22 protein-coding genes are annotated in these 16,085 nt (G+C 47.8%); 5 read left to right on the top strand and 17 right to left on the bottom strand.

The window, feature by feature from the left end:
* The first annotated feature begins 144 nt into the window (after nt 1–144).
* Nucleotides 145–768 carry a transcriptional repressor LexA gene (gene lexA / locus IRJ17_RS16830; RefSeq protein ID WP_063228476.1) on the top strand — a complete coding sequence of 208 codons (624 nt, stop codon included), beginning with the start codon at nt 145–147 and terminating at the stop codon, nt 766–768.
* 46 nt (nt 769–814) lie between these two features.
* Here lexA and IRJ17_RS16825 read toward each other — a convergent pair whose 3' ends face one another.
* The gene (locus tag IRJ17_RS16825; RefSeq protein WP_122965360.1) at nt 815–1,300 is read right to left on the bottom strand and encodes a DUF456 domain-containing protein; all 486 of its coding nucleotides are present in this window, start codon (nt 1,298–1,300) and stop codon (nt 815–817) included.
* A 126-nt stretch (nt 1,301–1,426) separates the two neighbouring features.
* Between IRJ17_RS16825 and IRJ17_RS16820 the strand changes: the two genes are divergently transcribed.
* The 3 genes from IRJ17_RS16820 (at nt 1,427) to IRJ17_RS16810 (ending at nt 3,404) form a co-directional block, all read left to right on the top strand.
* Nucleotides 1,427–1,996 carry a DUF4269 domain-containing protein gene (locus tag IRJ17_RS16820; RefSeq protein WP_242771162.1) on the top strand — a complete coding sequence of 190 codons (570 nt, stop codon included), beginning with the start codon at nt 1,427–1,429 and terminating at the stop codon, nt 1,994–1,996.
* A gap of 335 nt (nt 1,997–2,331) precedes the next feature.
* Nucleotides 2,332–2,595 carry a CD3324 family protein gene (locus IRJ17_RS16815; protein ID WP_122965358.1) on the top strand — a complete coding sequence of 88 codons (264 nt, stop codon included), beginning with the start codon at nt 2,332–2,334 and terminating at the stop codon, nt 2,593–2,595.
* Between the two features lie 170 nt (nt 2,596–2,765).
* The gene (locus IRJ17_RS16810) at nt 2,766–3,404 is read left to right on the top strand and encodes a FusB/FusC family EF-G-binding protein (RefSeq protein WP_242771160.1); all 639 of its coding nucleotides are present in this window, start codon (nt 2,766–2,768) and stop codon (nt 3,402–3,404) included.
* A gap of 420 nt (nt 3,405–3,824) precedes the next feature.
* Here IRJ17_RS16810 and IRJ17_RS16805 read toward each other — a convergent pair whose 3' ends face one another.
* The 7 genes from IRJ17_RS16805 to IRJ17_RS16775 form a co-directional block, all read right to left on the bottom strand.
* Nucleotides 3,825–4,202, bottom strand: a complete 378-nt coding sequence (locus IRJ17_RS16805; RefSeq protein WP_242771158.1) for a hypothetical protein — start codon at nt 4,200–4,202, stop codon at nt 3,825–3,827.
* A gap of 794 nt (nt 4,203–4,996) precedes the next feature.
* Nucleotides 4,997–5,293 carry a putative quinol monooxygenase gene (locus IRJ17_RS16800; protein ID WP_122965354.1) on the bottom strand — a complete coding sequence of 99 codons (297 nt, stop codon included), beginning with the start codon at nt 5,291–5,293 and terminating at the stop codon, nt 4,997–4,999.
* A 31-nt stretch (nt 5,294–5,324) separates the two neighbouring features.
* Nucleotides 5,325–5,966: a nitroreductase family protein gene (locus IRJ17_RS16795; protein ID WP_122965353.1), complete on the bottom strand. Its 642-nt coding sequence runs from the start codon at nt 5,964–5,966 to the stop codon at nt 5,325–5,327.
* Nucleotides 5,967–5,991: 25 nt separating this feature from the next.
* The gene (locus tag IRJ17_RS16790) at nt 5,992–6,411 is read right to left on the bottom strand and encodes a MarR family winged helix-turn-helix transcriptional regulator (RefSeq protein ID WP_122965352.1); all 420 of its coding nucleotides are present in this window, start codon (nt 6,409–6,411) and stop codon (nt 5,992–5,994) included.
* Between the two features lie 326 nt (nt 6,412–6,737).
* Complete coding sequence (locus tag IRJ17_RS16785; RefSeq protein WP_173596536.1) at nt 6,738–7,127, bottom strand: hypothetical protein; 390 nt, start codon at nt 7,125–7,127, stop codon at nt 6,738–6,740.
* Between the two features lie 65 nt (nt 7,128–7,192).
* Nucleotides 7,193–7,831: a LysE family translocator gene (locus IRJ17_RS16780; RefSeq protein ID WP_173596535.1), complete on the bottom strand. Its 639-nt coding sequence runs from the start codon at nt 7,829–7,831 to the stop codon at nt 7,193–7,195.
* Between the two features lie 69 nt (nt 7,832–7,900).
* Nucleotides 7,901–8,242: an FMN-binding negative transcriptional regulator gene (locus IRJ17_RS16775; protein WP_229049695.1), complete on the bottom strand. Its 342-nt coding sequence runs from the start codon at nt 8,240–8,242 to the stop codon at nt 7,901–7,903.
* Between the two features lie 162 nt (nt 8,243–8,404).
* Here IRJ17_RS16775 and pdxR point away from each other — a divergent pair, with 162 nt between their 5' ends.
* Nucleotides 8,405–9,784 (top strand): MocR-like pyridoxine biosynthesis transcription factor PdxR, encoded by a 1,380-nt coding sequence (gene pdxR / locus IRJ17_RS16770; protein WP_173596534.1) that lies wholly within the window; start codon nt 8,405–8,407, stop codon nt 9,782–9,784.
* Nucleotides 9,785–10,090: 306 nt separating this feature from the next.
* Here the strand turns inward: pdxR and IRJ17_RS16765 are convergent, their stop codons facing one another.
* From IRJ17_RS16765 to IRJ17_RS16730, 9 genes are all read right to left on the bottom strand, one after another.
* Entirely contained in the window at nt 10,091–11,140 is a 1,050-nt protein-coding gene (locus IRJ17_RS16765) for a hypothetical protein (protein WP_242771156.1), read from the bottom strand.
* Nucleotides 11,115–11,705 (bottom strand): sigma-70 family RNA polymerase sigma factor, encoded by a 591-nt coding sequence (locus IRJ17_RS16760; RefSeq protein WP_242771154.1) that lies wholly within the window; start codon nt 11,703–11,705, stop codon nt 11,115–11,117. The genes IRJ17_RS16765 and IRJ17_RS16760 overlap by 26 nt, the downstream gene beginning before the upstream one ends.
* Before the next feature lie 306 nt (nt 11,706–12,011).
* Nucleotides 12,012–13,262, bottom strand: a complete 1,251-nt coding sequence (locus IRJ17_RS16755) for an aminopeptidase P family protein (protein ID WP_420840586.1) — start codon at nt 13,260–13,262, stop codon at nt 12,012–12,014.
* A gap of 220 nt (nt 13,263–13,482) precedes the next feature.
* Nucleotides 13,483–14,451: an arsenic resistance protein gene (locus tag IRJ17_RS16750; RefSeq protein ID WP_242771148.1), complete on the bottom strand. Its 969-nt coding sequence runs from the start codon at nt 14,449–14,451 to the stop codon at nt 13,483–13,485.
* Nucleotides 14,452–14,469: 18 nt separating this feature from the next.
* The gene (locus IRJ17_RS16745) at nt 14,470–14,634 is read right to left on the bottom strand and encodes a MerR family DNA-binding transcriptional regulator (RefSeq protein WP_229049696.1); all 165 of its coding nucleotides are present in this window, start codon (nt 14,632–14,634) and stop codon (nt 14,470–14,472) included.
* Nucleotides 14,635–14,781: 147 nt separating this feature from the next.
* The gene (locus IRJ17_RS16740) at nt 14,782–15,258 is read right to left on the bottom strand and encodes a DNA-directed RNA polymerase subunit alpha C-terminal domain-containing protein (RefSeq protein ID WP_173596530.1); all 477 of its coding nucleotides are present in this window, start codon (nt 15,256–15,258) and stop codon (nt 14,782–14,784) included.
* 190 nt (nt 15,259–15,448) lie between these two features.
* On the bottom strand, nt 15,449–15,610 hold the full coding sequence (locus IRJ17_RS28315) for a hypothetical protein (protein WP_373926282.1): 162 nt from the start codon (nt 15,608–15,610) through the stop codon (nt 15,449–15,451).
* A complete protein-coding gene (locus IRJ17_RS28310; RefSeq protein WP_370641078.1) occupies nt 15,601–15,717 on the bottom strand; it encodes a hypothetical protein in 117 nt (38 codons plus the stop codon). Before IRJ17_RS28310 ends, IRJ17_RS28315 begins: the two co-directional genes overlap by 10 nt.
* Complete coding sequence (locus IRJ17_RS16730) at nt 15,714–16,085, bottom strand: N-acetylmuramoyl-L-alanine amidase (protein ID WP_423751918.1); 372 nt, start codon at nt 16,083–16,085, stop codon at nt 15,714–15,716. The genes IRJ17_RS28310 and IRJ17_RS16730 overlap by 4 nt, the downstream gene beginning before the upstream one ends.

Below are 16,085 nucleotides of genomic sequence, written 5' to 3'. Positions count from 1 at the left end.
CTGGCTCGCACCAACCATTCGACAAGAAACGTTCTTTCGGGCAAAAATTCCTGTTCGCCTTTTTATCGAACTTATGTTTGTCGAACGCAAGCTCCCATGGTATAATATAGGAAAATATGTTCGAGAAATCAGGGGTGTCTTTTTATGTCAAAATTATCTAGCAGACAACAAGCCATCATCGAATTCATTCGGAAGGAAGTTCGCGACAAGGGTTATCCTCCATCTGTGCGCGAAATCGGCGAAGCTGTCGGACTGGCTTCCAGCTCTACCGTACACGGCCACTTGGCCCGCCTGGAAAAGAAAGGCCTGATTCGCCGCGACCCGACCAAACCGCGCGCGATCGAGCTGTTGTCTGAAGAAGATCGCTTCCAGGACAACTTCGAAGACTCCGTTGTCCGCGTTCCTGTCATCGGGAAAGTAACCGCCGGGCAACCGATCACGGCGATTGAGGACGTAGAGGAATACTTCCCGCTTCCAGAAAATATCGTGACTTCAGACAAGGTGTACATGCTGCGCGTGTCCGGAAACAGTATGATCGACGCCGGAATCCTCGACGGAGACTACGTCATCGTGCGCCAGCAGCATGTGGCAAACAACGGAGATATCGTTGTCGCCATGACCGAAGAAGACGAAGCAACCGTCAAGCGCTTTTTCAAAGAAAAAAACCACTTCCGTCTCCAGCCTGAGAACGCCACGATGGAACCGATCATTTTGGACGCCGTTTCCATCCTCGGCAAAGTCATCGGCGTCTACCGCCTCATTCACTAATTTCGCGGCATACAAAAAGGACAGCCATCGCTGTCCTTTTTTCTCTCTATCTGGCGAGGAAAAACCAGATAATCATGGTCACCTGCAACACTACTTTGACCACTGCGCTTCCCAAAAAGCCGATCAGGGAGCCAAAACCCGCTTTGACCGCCCGCTCGAAAGGCTGGTTCTGCACCAACAGCTCTACCAGCACGACGAAGACAAACGGCAAAACGATCATCCCGAATGGCGGAAACACGAAAATCCCGAGAAAAATCCCTGCGGCCGCCGCCACCGATGACCATTTGGAGCCGCCGTATTTTTTCACGAAATACATGTTGGTCAACAAGTCAGCGCCGTACAGCAATATACTGAATACCACCATTCCCCACCAGAAGGACGCTGGCAACCCCGCTCCCGGATCTGCTATGAAAAAGTGGTAGAGCAAAAAACCTGCCCACAGCAAAATCGTATCGGGTAACACAGGCAAAAATATACCTGCAATACTGAGCGCGAATAGCACCAAAACAACGATCCAGAGTAAAATATCCATCTGCATGCACTCCCCTCACATAGGTAATACGAGCAAAAGCGATTTTTGTTGCACACTTGTTTTCGCGAATCTATCATACTTGTTGCGACAAACATCTGCAAATACCGAAGGAAACAGGAGTTTTCTATGACGAGAAACTGGCGTGATCTCACCTATTTGCAAAACGGTACAGCAAAACAGCAAACAGCCGCACGAGCCATCGAACAAAGCGCGGTCTTGCAACGCCTGCAAGCTTTTGATCCGGTGCTCGCCGGAACGATTCCGCTCGACATCGATCTTGGCGACAGTGATTTGGACATCGTCTGCGAATGCTACGATCTTGAGCTGTTCGCCGAGATCGCCCGCAGCTTTTACGCAGACTGCGAAGGATACCAGGAAGCCCGCATGCCGGTACAAGCTGTGCCCACATGTCTTGTCTCCTTTTTTGCCCACGGCTTCTGGTTCGAGCTTTTTGCCCAAGCGCGCCCCGTCGAACAACAAAACGCGTATCGGCACATGATCATCGAACATCGCTTGCTGCAACTGGCAGGACCGAAAGCGCGGCAGCACATCCGCCAGCTCAAACAAAACGGCTTGAAGACAGAGCCAGCTTTTGCCTCCTATTTTCACATCCCAGGAGCTGACCCGTACCAAGCGTTGCTTGCGCTGGAGCCATGGACAGATGATCAGTTGCTTGACCTGATCGTCGGCCGATAAGCCGCAAAGATCGTGTTTTTTGAGTAACTTGGCAAAGCGCTCGCAAACATCTGCGCATGAAAATCGCTGCAAGATGATCTATAATGGAAGGAACTGCGCAGAGTTTGCGTACTGTACAGGAAGGTATGAATCGTGATCGAGGGGGTGTATGGTTGGTGAATGGATTCAGTTTGCCAGATACTGCAGCGTCTCATGCAAAGCCTGGAAATAAAAAGGCGATACTTTGCATGAGGTGGACAGTCGTTTAGACAATACATCGCCTACCGTTATGTATCTCATTTTTTATTTTCCGGCTTTGCCCCTTATTTGAATGCCAAAATAAGGAGCGAGCGAAAATGAAATATGCGAATGCAGCCAATATGCTGCCAGAAAGCCTGATTGCAGAAATCCAGAAGTATGTGCAAGGGGAAACCATCTATATCCCGAAGTCAAAAACCACGCATTATAAATGGGGAACCCGCTCTGGCGGAAGAAAACAGCTGGACGAAAGGAACAACCTGATCCGCAACGCTTTTCGCGAAGGCGTGTCCATTCCACAGCTGGCCGAACAGTACTTTCTCTCGATCGAAACGATCAAAAAAATCGTATATGTCAAATAGACTCAGGCACTGATCTGTCCCCAGGACGATCAGTGCTTTTTCTATGCCGAGTTTTGTTTAGAATCGTTCTCTCCCTATCAAGCGCAGCCGTTTGCTTTTAAAGTAAAAGAGACAAAACTGCTGTGTTCTTTCACCAGCGCAGCGGACACATACAGGAGGTACACGCTCACATGCAACCGTTTATTTTTCCCCACCACTACAACTTTATCAAATGGCAGGTGCAAAACTTGTTGAATGCGTATACGGGCAGCACGGATTTGAACGTCATCCGGGCACGAAAAGACATTGCGCAGGAAGCGGTTTTTCAGCTGTTCGCTGATCTTTCTGACGAACAAAGACAACTGCTTGCGCCAATCCGTTCGCTGAAAGAAAAGAACGAAGCCAAACAGTTTCTGCTGTCTTTGTCGCCTTATGTTGTTCCGTTTCCCGCCGTTACCGAGCAAGCGATCAAAAAAATGTACCCGAAGATCAAGAAGCTCAAGCCACCAGTAGCCGCCGAGCTTCCGTATGCCGAGTTGTCGTACATCAGTTGGTTCGACAACGGTTCTGATAAAAAATTTATCATCGCCAACTACCCCGACAAGCTGATCGGTATCCACGGCACTTTTACGCCCATGGCGAAGAAAGGCATCTGTGCCATCTGCAACAAAGTTTCCGACATCGGCATGTTCGTCCTGGAAGCACGCGGTTCAAGTGACGGCACGTATTTGAAAAAAGGAAACTATTTATGCCAAGACAGCACAACCTGCAATCAAAACATCCGCTCTTTGGATAAACTGCACGAGTTTTTAGCTCTCATGATCAAATGAGGGACCAACAGCAACTTTCTGGGCAAAAACGATGACAGCTCCTTGTTCTCATTCATGAACAAGGAGCTGTTTTGGCAAAAAAATGAACCCCTCGTGCAGCTCAAGGGGTTGTTGATGGCAAGCGGGCGAGAGGTTGTATCTGATTCTCTCAAATGGAATCCATTATAAGCCCGCTTCCTGTGTGGAAGGTGCACGGAGAGATGGTTCCTTCCACACAGGATACGCCACGAGGAGGGCGATTTTCATCGAAGATGGCGTCCATCAACTAAAGCGAGGATGTTCCTTTCGGGTACTTTTACTATACTTTGCCTGCCTCTCTGCCGTCTCCTATCGAAAGTTAGGTAGGGGTTAATTTTTTTATCTCTTCATCACTCATAAGCAGACAGCCTCATAAATAACCGGAAAGCGAACCGCGTTTAGTCATGAAAAAGGGGCCGGAATTTTCACTAACACATAGTCACCCGTCCACTTTTGGGTAGTTACAATCAAATTTTCTCCTTGTTTTTCAAAGAAGAGGCCACTACCTTCTTTTTGTCGGAACGTCCATCCTTTTTGACTGACCATTTTCTTAATCAACTCATCAGCTGCGGATGCATCTCGTTCGCGTATGATATACCATTGTTGACCGTTTTCGTTCGATAATGTAACGATTGGTTTGTCAGAGTCATTCAGCTTTTCTATCACCGCTTTTTTGCTCATACTTTCTATTGGGAGTGCCGGATAGTAAAGTTTGTTGTCGAATACGAAAGCGCAAGCAAAGACAAGGATCAATCCGCTTACTACTAACCGCTTTTTCATCAGACCCCCCCATTTCAAATCTTTCCGGACCTGTTCTCCATCTTGTGAACCGAGATTGCCTGGGTCTATATGTATTACGACTCCTGTGTCTTAATGGATACTTTTCCCCAAACTTTTGGTGATTGCTTGCTTTTTGGGGTGAAATGGAAAGAAAAGGTGTAAATTTTGACATAGGCGTTGTACGATGATAGTGCCCGTTGTTCCTTTTCCTCCATTCTTATCCGTTGATGGAACGCCGTGTGCGATGAAAGTCGCCTGCACGGTGTAGGCTCGAACGAAATCCCTCCAAAACAGCAGGGAAGAAGTCGAGAATAGCAATCAAGCCCCGGTTGTTGTAGGCTCGGGAATACCTGATCTCGCTATCCCTCCTACCGGAACCCATGAGGCTGTTTCCCTTACCGATTATTTTGCTGATCCCGATGAAGATAGCCTGACTTTTACCATTCAATTTGAACGGGGATCGGGCTTTGTTTACACTTTCAACGATGTCGTTACTAGCCCTAACTATGGAAAAATTGTATTCCATACCATTTCGGGTCATTCAGATTACGCTATCGTGAAAGTCACCGCTCATGACGGAAAAGGTGGGACTGTCTCAGATTGCTTCGAAATAAGCGTTTCCTAACTCCCCTCCATCAACGGGTCATTGGATTTACACCCCAGAAGTGGGGTCTTTTTTTTCGGGTCTATGCTTTCCACCGCAATGTCTTCCCGTCATGCAAAAAAACAGCAAAGCTGATCACCTGGAGTCAGCTCCCAGGATCACCCTTGCTGTTTTTCTTTTCCAGACTGATTTACAGCTTCACTGGCTCGCCTGCGAATACTTCCACTTCCATCGGTGCCGAAACAAAAGCTGGTGCTTGCTTGATGAACGCCTGAAAATGAGCGCTTGCATTGTGCGCCGCTACTGCCGCAGCATCCGCCCACTTCTCAACCATCGTATAGCAATGCTCTTGCTCCGTGCTTTTCATCAGAACGTATCCGAGATTGCCTGCTTCCGCCTGGCTGGCAGCAACCAGCCCTTTGACCGCTTGCAAAAATGCTTCTTCCTGTGCAGGAATTACTTGCAGATGCGCATGAATGATCAGCATGTTTTTTCTCCCTTTCGAAAACGTAGTTGGATTATTTCCAGGTGGTCACTGTCTCCACCGGCAATCGATAAGACGGGTGCCCTTCCTTCGCCGCTTTGCCGATGCTGATTAACATGATCGGCAAATAGCGTTCCTTGTCCAGATCAAATGCCTCGGCGATTTGCTCTTTTTCATAGCCGCCAATCGGATTGGTGTCATAGCCAAAAGCACGGGCAACGAGCATCAGTTGCATCGATACGAGTCCCGCATCAATAAAATTGACGTCCCGCAGATCAGCAACCGACAGATTCGCGTAGTACGGTTTCACCGCTTGCAGCTGCATATCTTTCACTTCTTGCGGCATGTAACCAAGCTCGACCGCTTTTCCGAAAATCTCATCCATGTATGCGGCATTGTTCATGTCAACGAATACGGCAATGACCGCAGACGAAGTGAGCACTTGCGTCTTGTTGAAACGAGCCAGCTCGGCCAGCTTTTCTTTCCCTTCCTTGCTTTCGATCACGACGAAACGCCATGGCTGCATATTGACCGAAGATGGGGCACGCGTCGCTCCGGCTAAAATCTCGGTCATCTCTTCCCTGCTGATTTTGACTTCCGGGTCATACAGTTTGACAGAGCGACGGCCAAATGTAATTTCCCGAAAATCGTTTGTCTTTTGCAATGTGCGCACCATAGTAACAGACTCCTTTTCTGATCGATCAAATGTTGTTTTGCATCCGTTTGAGAAAATCAGCCAGAACCCGCGTCTCTTCCTCGCTGAATCCCGCCAAAATCTGCTGGATAAAAATCCGTTTCTCGCTTTTGTACCCTTCAATCCGCTCGATCCCTTCGTCGGACAAGCGCACGAACGTTTCGCGGTTATCATTTGGATTTTTGTAGCGAATCACCATGCCATCCGCTTCCAGTTGCTTCAAGTGCCGTGTAATGGCCGCACCGTCGATGTCGATGTGCTTTTGCAGCTGGGACTGATTGATTTCGCTTCGCTCGCACAACATTTGCAAGATCGCGAGACGAGTCGAACTGATTCCGGTACAGCGCTCGAATTTCGGGCTGATTTTATTGGTTAAACCAATGAGCAAGCTGAGAATTTGTTCTTCTTCAAACTCCTTGTATGTCATGAAAATGCCTCCCGGGGGCTGGTAAATCGATACGGATCATGCGTGTGGATGAGCAAATTCAGCAGCATGCAGTTAGTGGCTGACAATTACTTGACCCATCAATAATTGATACCTCAATTAATATACCATCATGCACTCGCCATTGCAACGTTTAGCCTGGCGCAAATATGCTTCGCGTTGTTTTTTGGCATTGCCTAACGCAAAAACCCCGCCGAAGCGAGGTCGATTGAGAGTTCTGACAAGCTTTTCTTTTATGCGGGACGCAGCCGCATGTTTGTCTATCTCGGTTGAAAAACATCCTGATTCCACGTCTTTAACACTTAGTTTCAAATGGCCATTTCCCTGTTATGGATGTCCAATACTTCCAGCTTCACCGTACCGCCAAGATGGCGGGAGACGAGATCAGACAATTCTTTTAGCGCTCTATGAAACTCATCGCTTCTCGTTTCATCGACTAATTCCATACAGAGGAAAGCATTTTTCGTCTTTTCGGTTAGCATCGTCCGCTGCGCCTCGCGCCAAACCAAAATGACCGGATTACTGCTCAATTCCTCCAACTTGAGGAATTGCTGCGCTTCTTTCCCTGCTTCCTGTAGCAGCTTCTCGTAAACTTCAACGTTTTTGATAGAGTTATCAATCCCCTGACAAATAACGACGCCTATTTTGGCCTGGGGAAATAGCGACCAAAAGTCATCTTCCGCGATAAATCTAGGCATCCTTGATCTCTCCCTTTCATTTTTGGCAGAAACGTCATTTGTTGCGTCACAACACGATCATGCTCTTATGTTTTGGCAGGACTGGCAAAGGCGGAAATGATCCCTAGAACCATATAAAAATAGCCGGTTATCCGCTTCACTAACCTGGAACTCGCTGTTCTGCCCACAATCCGCTTGCGAATACTTGCTGCGAGAACCGCATACAGCCCATCGCTAATCAAAGCCAGGATCAAAAATATCGCTCCCAAAAGCAAAAACTGTACGGTAACGGAGCCAGCAGAAGGTGAGATGAACTGCGGAAAGAAGGCTAGAAAAAAGAGCGCTGTCTTCGGATTCATGACTTCCACGATGGCGGATTCGCAAAAAATCTTCCCTAACTGTTTGCGAGGGGCTTTTGGTATCTCTGCGTCTGTTCGATCCGCTTTGGAAAACAAAGTCTTGCACCCGAGATAGACCAGATAGGCAACTCCCACGTATTTCACGATATGAAAGGCTGTTGCTGACGTCATCAGGATCGCAGAAACTCCGATTGCTCCCGCGATCACATGGACAGAACCACCAAAAGATACACCGAGAACCGATACCAAGCCCGCTTTTTTGCCTTGATCTATACTTCTTGCCATAATGTAGAACACAGCAGGTCCAGGTATGATTAACAAGGTAGCGGCAGCAATTACAAACAGCCAAACCGTTGAAAATTCCATGACTTGCAACTCCTTGCTGTATGTTTGTACACGATCTGCTTGGGCTTGCGTAAAGCACTTTCAGGCCAATTATTTAAATAACTCTTTCCGTTGCTCACGCAGCCATTCAGCAACGAGATTTTCCTCTTGATCATTTGACTTTTCAAGCTCTCCCACAATCGATTTGTAATCGGTGTTGTTGCGATTTTGACTCATTTTGGCTGCCCCTTGAATGTCGGTGTGTGGTCCTTGGAAAATCAGCAAGACATCACGATTGTTTTTCAACGTTTTTTTCTGCGTATTGCCGTATGCGATGTGCCCCGTGGCATAAATTTTCCCTTCCTCTTCGCGAATCTCCACCGGAATGTGCGTAGCCAACGGGCGCTGTTGCTCCACCGTAATCAGCAAGGCAAACGGGGAAGTCTTCATCATTTGAACCGCCTCATCATGATTCATGCGATATTGCTTCGGAGTGTACACCATGCTCATCCTTTCTGTATGCAAAATAACTGCCCGATGAGCAAACAATAAAATACAAACTGACATAAAAAAAGATACAATACGGAGTAAATGTACATGTCAGAAGGGATATAGATGAAAAATACCATTTTTACCTTCCAGGATCACTCTCCTAAATACAAACAAATCTACGAAAAATTTAAAGCATTTATTGAGCAAGGCGACATAAAGGCGGGTGAGCCTTTGCCCTCCATCCGCCAGCTTGCCGATTCTTTGCATGTCAGCCGCAATACGACCTTGCTGGCTTATGAACAGCTTGTTGCCGAAGGGTATGTACGTAGCGAAGGTCGAAAAGGGTATTTTGTCAATGAGCTAGAGCCCCTTTTATTTCAAGCAACTCACAGCACGCCTCATCACAGGCAAGCAGAGCCGATACCATCTGCTCGCATTGATTTCCGCGCAGATGTCGTCGATCAGACGCACTTCCCTGTAAAAGCGTGGAGAAGAATTTCGAATCAAATCTTAACGGCAAAAGACACCTATCGCTACGGAGAACCTTTTGGCGAACGGTGTTTGCGCGAACAAATCGCAGCTTACTTGCTCCAGTCTCGCGGGGTACGCACAGATCCGAATGCCGTTATCATCGGAAGCAGTACCCAACAAATGCTGCTGTATTTAAGTCTTGTCCTGAAACGTGATTTCTCAAGCATCATTGTGGAAGACCCTGGCTATGATGGCGCTCGGGAAGCTTTTCAATTAAATCGTTTTACGCTGGAAACGTTACCCGTTTATGAGACAGGCGCTGATTTTTCCCAATTGGCACATACGAAATCAAAATTAATTTATGTGGCTCCGTCCCACCACAGTCCATACGGAGTAAGCATGACCATTCAACAAAGGCATGCGCTGATCCATTGGGCAAACAAGCGGCAAGGGTACATTATTGAAGATGATTACGATAGTGAATTTCGCTATACCCAACAGCCATTCCCCGCTCTCGCTTCCATCGATTCCGCGAGAGTTGTTTACCTTGGCAATTTTTCCAAGTGCTTTCTGCCAGGCATACGTTTAAGTTACATGGTGTTGCCGCAGCCACTGCTAGACAGCTATAAAAAGCACTTCGCACATTTCGAGAGCACGACGTCGCTGCTGAGCCAGTTCGCTATGGCAAAATTTATGGAAGAAGGCGAATGGAATCGCCACATTAAACGAATGCGGCTTGTTTATAAGCGCAAAATGCAGCACTTCGTTTCTGAATTACGGAATCATTTCCAGCACAACATCACTGTCATTGGCGAGCAGTCTGGCTTGTACGTCTTGGTCAAAGTGCACTTGGAGCGTTCAGAGGAATGGCTCATTCAGCAAGCTTCCCTTCTGGGAGTGAAAGTCTATCCTACTTCCCTCTATTTTTTGAAAAACAAGACCGCAGAGCCTATCATTAGACTTGGGTTCAGCAACTTGTCATGCGATGAAGTCAAGCTTGGCGTGGAGTTGTTAAAACGGGCTTGGTTATAGCACAAATCACTGGGGTGCCATTTTTGCAAACGCCCTCCTTTGCCCCGTAACACCATCGGTCATTCGAATTGTTGATGAAAACGCAAGTGACCCGCAGGAGGAGCACTTTTTGCAAGCGCTGCCTCTTCCGGGTCACCTTTTTGAGTTCAAGTTTTCGTACGCTACTGGTAATGCCGTGAACGAATGTCTGGTAGCGCAGCTTCGTTAAGCGTTTTTTCTGGTTTTGATCCTGTTATTGCTGCTGGTTCTGGCAAAATGTCATTTCGCTTCTCCCGCGATATCTCTCAACCTTATGTGCCGAGCTTGCTATTTTTTGCTCGATGTTTCATTTTTGCGCTCAATCAGTTGCAATACTTTTGGCTCAATCGCTTTCAGCATCTGTTCTTTGGAATGGCTGCCTGCTCCGCTGTTCTCCCCTTGCATTTGCACCTCAACCTGCGTTGTTGCAATGACATCTATTACTTGTTGCTTGGAGATATTTTTAGCGGCTGCGATCTCCACGACCGATTTTCCTTTTGCCAGTTCCTGTTTTAAGTCGGCTGCGCTCATTTTTAGCAAAGACAACAGCTTTTCATCATTGAAAAAAGCATCGGCAGTATAATCAGGCTGGCCATTCATCGTGAAAAAGCCTTCTACTTTCGCGGCGGAAGGTGTCGTTTCCCCTCCAATTAGCGACGCGCTGATCGTATTGCCCTGAACAAATACTTGGTAGAACGGGGTTTTCGCTCCCTTTTTGCTGTAATTGAGCATAAGCGTTTTTTGCTCCGCGTTCTCCATTTGCTCCATAGCAAACTCGTACTCGCTGATGCTGCCGTACATTTTATTCAGCAGATCGTCTACTTTCGCCTTGATTTCCTGCTCGGTGGAAGCAATCAGCGGCTTTTCCTCAGATCCCCCGTCATTTTCCTGGATGATGTGTTCAATCGTACCCGTACGGCTGTTTGTATGAAGAGTAAACTTTTTGCCGCTCCCGCTTTTGTCCTGCAAAGTGATGCTTGTTTGGACACCTTGAACGTTGCTGGCGTCGATAATCGCAAACGATTTTGTCTCTGGAAAAGCACGGTACAGCTTTTCAAGTGTTGCTTTGCCGACTTCATCTACTTGGACTTGTTCGGCAGTCATCGGTGTTCGGGTCAAAATTTCAATCAAGGCTGGGGCTGCAAATGCTGCCGTTGGAATCAAAATCGCTGCGGCTGCGATACCGCTTATCAATCGTTTTTTCATAGTTATTCCGCTCCTTTTTTGTTGCAAATAGTGAGAATAGGATTGTTCGATTCGTCTGGAAATGGCCGGCGGGCACTCCATCGTTTCTGCTTTTTGCTGGAGATGTTCACGAATTTTGCGTTCCATAAGCATTGAGCTGTTCCATCCTTTCCGGGGGGAGATTCCGTACGTATTTTCGCAGCGCCTCAAGACCCGCATGGTATCTGGACTTGACTGTACCCGGCGGAATTTGCAGCAAGACCGCGATTTCCTCCAGCGTATAGTCGTGAAAAAAGCGGAGGATAATCACCGTTCGCTGTTTGTCCGTCAGCTTTTGGATGGCCTGCTCTATCATTTGATTCGTTCCATCCATCAGCACAGTCGGTTGGTCCCAGTGATTTTCGTCCCGAAAGAAAACGCGGACGCGCTCAAAAATTCGGAATCTCCGCCAACGCTTGACCCGAAATCGCTGTACTTGGCGGACGACCAAGCCATGCAGCCAAAAGTGGAAAGGCCGGTTCGTATCGTAGTTCGCGAGCGAGGTCCACATTTGCATGTAAATCTCGTTCATGACATCTTCCCGATCTTGCGGATGATCCACGAGAAAGGAGACTGTCCGGTACACATCCTGATAAGTTGCGTCATAAAACGAATGAAACGCCTGTCGATTCCCTTCTTTCATTTTCGCGAGCAATTCGTACATGTATTCCCTTTGCATTCAGAGGGCCCTCCTGAGTAAGCAGCTTACACCCTATATTGTCTCGTTTGCCCAAAAAGGTTCGGTCCGTTTGGCATTTTGCCAAAGAAGAGCGTCAGTTGCTATCCGGTTACGTTCCTATCGCCTCATGCATCCTGGCTCATCGCCGCTTCCATGCGAACCACGCGCTTGGCAGCGGCAAAATAAAAAGCGCCAGATCACACCTTTTGTGCTGGTGCGAATCTGACGCCCTCCCGTTTCGCGTATTAGACAAATGCTTGCATGATGCCTTGCTTACGATGCTATGATCTGGCTGGCAAGCGTTCGCTATTCCTTTTTCCCGATCAGCAATTCCACTTCTGCGATTTCCTTCGGGATCTGCGCTGAGAGCACCTCATAGCCATCTGCGGTGACTAGCACATCATCTTCAATCCGAATGCCAATCGCTTCTTCCTCTATGTACAGGCCAGGTTCAATCGTGATCACCATACCAGGCTGCATGACAGCACTGTAGTCCGAAACATCGTGCGTATCCAGCCCAAGGTGATGCGACACGGCATGGTAGTAGTATTTGGACAGTTCGCTGCTGTCTTGGATAAGACCGAGACGCAACAGGCCATCCGCCAATACTTGTTTCGTGACCTCGTTTAGTTGTTGAAGCGTGACACCCGGTTTCACGGCTTCGATGGTCTTGATTTCGGCTTCGAGCACGAGTTGATAAATCGCTTTTTGACGTTCTGTAAAGCGGCCATTCACGGGAAATGTACGCGAAATATCAGCCGCATAGTAGTTCGATGCCGCACCAAGGTCGAGCAGGACCAGGTCACCATCTTCCGCTCGCTGATTATTCGCCTCATAGTGCAAAACAGTAGCATTGATGCCGCTCGCAATAATCGGCAAATACGGCAGCTCGCGCACCCCGTTCGACTTCAACGCAAAATCATAGTGCGCCTCCAGCTCATATTCCATGATTCCAGGACGTGCATGCGCCCACATACGCCGGATGGCTTCATCTGTGATCGCAATCGCGCGCTTGATTTCTTCGATCTCTGCCGGACTCTTTACCATGCGCAGTTCTTTCAGCCACGGGCCTGCATCCTGAATTTGCAAAGTCTTGTATTTCTTTTGCGCGTCTTCAGCAAACGCCTCTGCAAGGGTCTGCTCATCGCTCCACTGGTAACGATACAAGTCAAGATAGAGCGAGCACTGACCTTCGCAACGCCGCACAAAAGTCGCAAAAGCCTCCAGCCACTCATCGAGATAGTCGAAGTGTTCGATACCAGACAACTCTTTTGCCTCTTGATCCGCCAAGACGGCGCCTGTCCATTTCGCTTCCAGTTCATTTGGGCGCTGGAGAAATAACGTTTCGCTCACGCTGCCCGCGCGTTTCGTGATCATGAGAATGAGGTTGCTGCGCCCGATGCCGGTGAGATAGTAGAAGTTGCGGTTCGGTGAAAACGGATATTTATCGTCTTGGCTGCGCGTCTTGGCAACCCCAGAGAATAGGACCAGTACGCTATGCTCAGGCATTTTTTCCGCGAGTTTTTGACGGCGATTGACGAACTCTTTTGAATCCATGGTTGTTGTCATTTGTTTCCCTCTTTTCGCTTGTTCGCTTGTGAGTTTCTGCATGGTCTGATTTAGTTGTGTAAAAGGGTTCTTGATCAATTATCAATATTTTAGGATATTTTTAGCATTTGGGAAACGAATTTCGCAATAAAGCTTTTTTGAGGTGCCAACCTGTTACCTCACCCGTGCTTCCAGTCGCGGATGCCTGTGCGGAACATGCTTTCGGTTTTCAATCCGTCCCTCGCAAAAGCACCTTTGGAACAAGCCGAATGTATACTAGCTCCCCGATAAGTTCTACAACCGTTTGCGTTACGATGACAGCAGACACCACCCCGTTTAGTGGTTCTGGTAGCGCCAGTGCAAAGGGAAGAACGACAAGCGAGTTACGAGTTGCTGCGCTAAAAATAAGAGCTCGCCCCGCTCCGATATCTAAACGGAACAGACGAGAAACGATACGAGCAACAATCGGCGTAATGACCATATATGCTGCATAGACGGGAACCACTTGGACAATAGACTCAAAAGAGGTATATAGTTTAGCGATTTGTGATGCAACGACAACAAAAAGAGTCAGAGCCATAAAAGGTACTGGAAGCCATGCAGTCGCATCAAGGAAACGTTCTCCCTTTGGCTGCCGCCGTGCCCACCATTGTGTAAGCAGAGCAAGTAGCAGCGGAGCAACGATAAGTCCTAAAAATGCTTCGAAAAAAGGCCCGACACTCACGATTTCAGCCGCTGTCTTGCCCATAAACAGCCATAGGTAAACAGGCAATAAGAGCATTTGGGTGACAAAAAGGATCGGAGTTGAAACCAGAACAAGCTTTTCGTTCCCGCGCCCAAGATGTGTAAAAACGATCACGTAGTCAATGCAGGGCGTGAGCAAAACAAGAAGCACACCTAACAGGATCGCTGGATCGGCTGAAAGAAACCGGATTAACCCCCACACCAGAACAGGTACGGCTATGTAATTCGTAATAAGTAGTGCATAGATGAACTTTCGATTTGTTAACGCCGCTTTTAAACGAAAAAAAGGAATTTGCGCAAACATGCCATACATTAAAATGGCGAGTACAATCGAAATCATCTGATCGAAACTTTTGCTCGATTCCGGCCACAACAAGCCAAATCCGGCAGCAATCATTAATACAGCAGCATATAGCCATATTTGATGCTTTTCTAATTGCTCTCTGGAAATCACTTCTCGCACTGCCCCTTTCTAACACGCCCCCGTATTGTTTATCTTCTGCAAACATTCATCATAGCGGCGCTGACCGTTTTTTCGCTCAGGCGCTGGCAGCAATCCAACAGATTCATAATAACGAAGTGTCGATGCGCTCAATTCTGCTTTTGCAGCCAATTGACCAATGCTAAGCCCTGACATAACGGCCATCCTTGACTTAAAGTGAACTTTACGTTTTATGATTCCATTATATCTCGTTAAGGCAAAGGATGTAGACAAAATGAGCAAAGAGTGGAGCACAAAAAACCCCTCGCACCATGAGGCACAAGGGGTTTCCCCGTCACCAAGTCAAGGTGACGGGATTGTAGCTGCTTGCTTCAATGCGTGAAAAGTATGCATCAGAGCACGATTGCCCAAATTTCGAATAGGCCAAAGTCGATTAAAGGTGGATTCAACCAAATGGCGTACTGTTCTGATGCCAACTCTTCTCAGTGCATTTATAGCTCGTGTAGAAAGGCGACCAGTGTCATACTCAAAGATCGTTTCGATAGGCTGATCTAAAGGTAGTACGATATCCTTTAATAAATTGATGATTGGCTCATCAGGTGAATCTGCAGCAACATGATACAGACTCTCTTTCTTCCGAATGTCCTCGATCAGTTGCAAGGTTGCTTCTGATTGCTCACGAAGTATAGCCCATGTGTCGTCAATTGGTGCAGCGACGATTTTACCGCTCTTGCATAGTTCTCTGATCGTGTCATTGCTAAGCTCCCAGGCTTCGGATGCCTCGTTAACACCCATAATATAAACCAGCACTTTTTTCATTAAATAGCCCCACCTTGTTCACTTTACTCTAGTTTACTATGTCCGGCAGGGTAAGGCTATGAACGGACAGACATGGTAGCATCTATCGATATCCACTGCCAGTCCTCATCGTTTACCAGCTTGATCCGGCCAGTACAAATCGACTGGCTGCAAACACGTTATCTTTTCTAGAGACACGCGTCTCTTTCACTCATAGTGCCCCCCGATCTTGCGCGCGTTCTTTCGCCTGACCAGCCTCCGTGACAGAGGCTGCCCGCAAAATCGCGTCCGTACCAAACCGCGTACGAATCTCATCGATCGTCCGGGCGAGCGAACGGCGTTTGTGGTTGTCTGTGAACAAATTCAGCTGCACGGCATGATCGGAAACGAGTTGTTCCAGGTTGATCCCGATACTGCAAACAACCGGCAGGCTGCCTCATACAGCTCCATGGCATCATTCGTCGCTTCCGCCAGCTTCATCTGTCGGCCAAAGCCTTCTCCTGCCGATAAGTTCGCCCCCAAAAAGAACGTTTGTTCTCATTCGAACAACTGGGAAACTTGCAAATAAAAAACGCCCGGTTTCCCGAGTGGCGATAGCCTGACTTGTACGATTTCGCCCCGACATGGTAGCCCATTTCAATTTCCGGCAAGCACCGGACGATCTGCCAGTCATCCACGATGTAGTGAGCGCTGGCTTCTGTCGTCGGCTTGTTGAAGTAGTTCCGGTTTGCTACCGCATCGGCGCCTTTTTTCTCGTTGGCTGTCCAGTGGATGACCAGTCCTTTCGGGACAATCTTTGTACCTGGTCTGGCTGTTGAGTTTGTGAGTAGCATTTCTGTGATTTGCAT

The sequence above is a fragment of the Brevibacillus parabrevis genome (assembly GCF_022701015.1).
In the GTDB taxonomy this organism is placed as follows: domain Bacteria; phylum Bacillota; class Bacilli; order Brevibacillales; family Brevibacillaceae; genus Brevibacillus; species Brevibacillus parabrevis.
Note: the sequence above shows the minus strand (reverse complement) of the source record. Positions and strands in the feature narration are given on the sequence as shown.

Bases quoted from the DNA above. Each gene is read 5' to 3' on its own strand.
- lexA (WP_063228476.1), top strand. From the start codon at position 145: ATGTCAAAATTATCTAGCAGACAACAAGCCATCATCGAATTCATTCGG.
- IRJ17_RS16825 (WP_122965360.1), bottom strand. From the start codon at position 1,300: ATGGATATTTTACTCTGGATCGTTGTTTTGGTGCTATTCGCGCTCAGT.
- IRJ17_RS16820 (WP_242771162.1), top strand. From the start codon at position 1,427: ATGACGAGAAACTGGCGTGATCTCACCTATTTGCAAAACGGTACAGCA.
- IRJ17_RS16815 (WP_122965358.1), top strand. From the start codon at position 2,332: ATGAAATATGCGAATGCAGCCAATATGCTGCCAGAAAGCCTGATTGCA.
- IRJ17_RS16810 (WP_242771160.1), top strand. From the start codon at position 2,766: ATGCAACCGTTTATTTTTCCCCACCACTACAACTTTATCAAATGGCAG.
- IRJ17_RS16805 (WP_242771158.1), bottom strand. From the start codon at position 4,202: ATGAAAAAGCGGTTAGTAGTAAGCGGATTGATCCTTGTCTTTGCTTGC.
- IRJ17_RS16800 (WP_122965354.1), bottom strand. From the start codon at position 5,293: ATGCTGATCATTCATGCGCATCTGCAAGTAATTCCTGCACAGGAAGAA.
- IRJ17_RS16795 (WP_122965353.1), bottom strand. From the start codon at position 5,966: ATGGTGCGCACATTGCAAAAGACAAACGATTTTCGGGAAATTACATTT.
- IRJ17_RS16790 (WP_122965352.1), bottom strand. From the start codon at position 6,411: ATGACATACAAGGAGTTTGAAGAAGAACAAATTCTCAGCTTGCTCATT.
- IRJ17_RS16785 (WP_173596536.1), bottom strand. From the start codon at position 7,127: ATGCCTAGATTTATCGCGGAAGATGACTTTTGGTCGCTATTTCCCCAG.
- IRJ17_RS16780 (WP_173596535.1), bottom strand. From the start codon at position 7,831: ATGGAATTTTCAACGGTTTGGCTGTTTGTAATTGCTGCCGCTACCTTG.
- IRJ17_RS16775 (WP_229049695.1), bottom strand. From the start codon at position 8,242: ATGATGAAGACTTCCCCGTTTGCCTTGCTGATTACGGTGGAGCAACAG.
- pdxR (WP_173596534.1), top strand. From the start codon at position 8,405: ATGAAAAATACCATTTTTACCTTCCAGGATCACTCTCCTAAATACAAA.
- IRJ17_RS16765 (WP_242771156.1), bottom strand. From the start codon at position 11,140: ATGCTTATGGAACGCAAAATTCGTGAACATCTCCAGCAAAAAGCAGAA.
- IRJ17_RS16760 (WP_242771154.1), bottom strand. From the start codon at position 11,705: ATGCAAAGGGAATACATGTACGAATTGCTCGCGAAAATGAAAGAAGGG.
- IRJ17_RS16755 (WP_420840586.1), bottom strand. From the start codon at position 13,262: ATGGATTCAAAAGAGTTCGTCAATCGCCGTCAAAAACTCGCGGAAAAA.
- IRJ17_RS16745 (WP_229049696.1), bottom strand. From the start codon at position 14,634: ATGTCAGGGCTTAGCATTGGTCAATTGGCTGCAAAAGCAGAATTGAGC.
- IRJ17_RS16740 (WP_173596530.1), bottom strand. From the start codon at position 15,258: ATGAAAAAAGTGCTGGTTTATATTATGGGTGTTAACGAGGCATCCGAA.
- IRJ17_RS28310 (WP_370641078.1), bottom strand. From the start codon at position 15,717: ATGAAGCTGGCGGAAGCGACGAATGATGCCATGGAGCTGTATGAGGCA.
- IRJ17_RS16730 (WP_423751918.1), bottom strand. From the start codon at position 16,085: ATGCAAATCACAGAAATGCTACTCACAAACTCAACAGCCAGACCAGGT.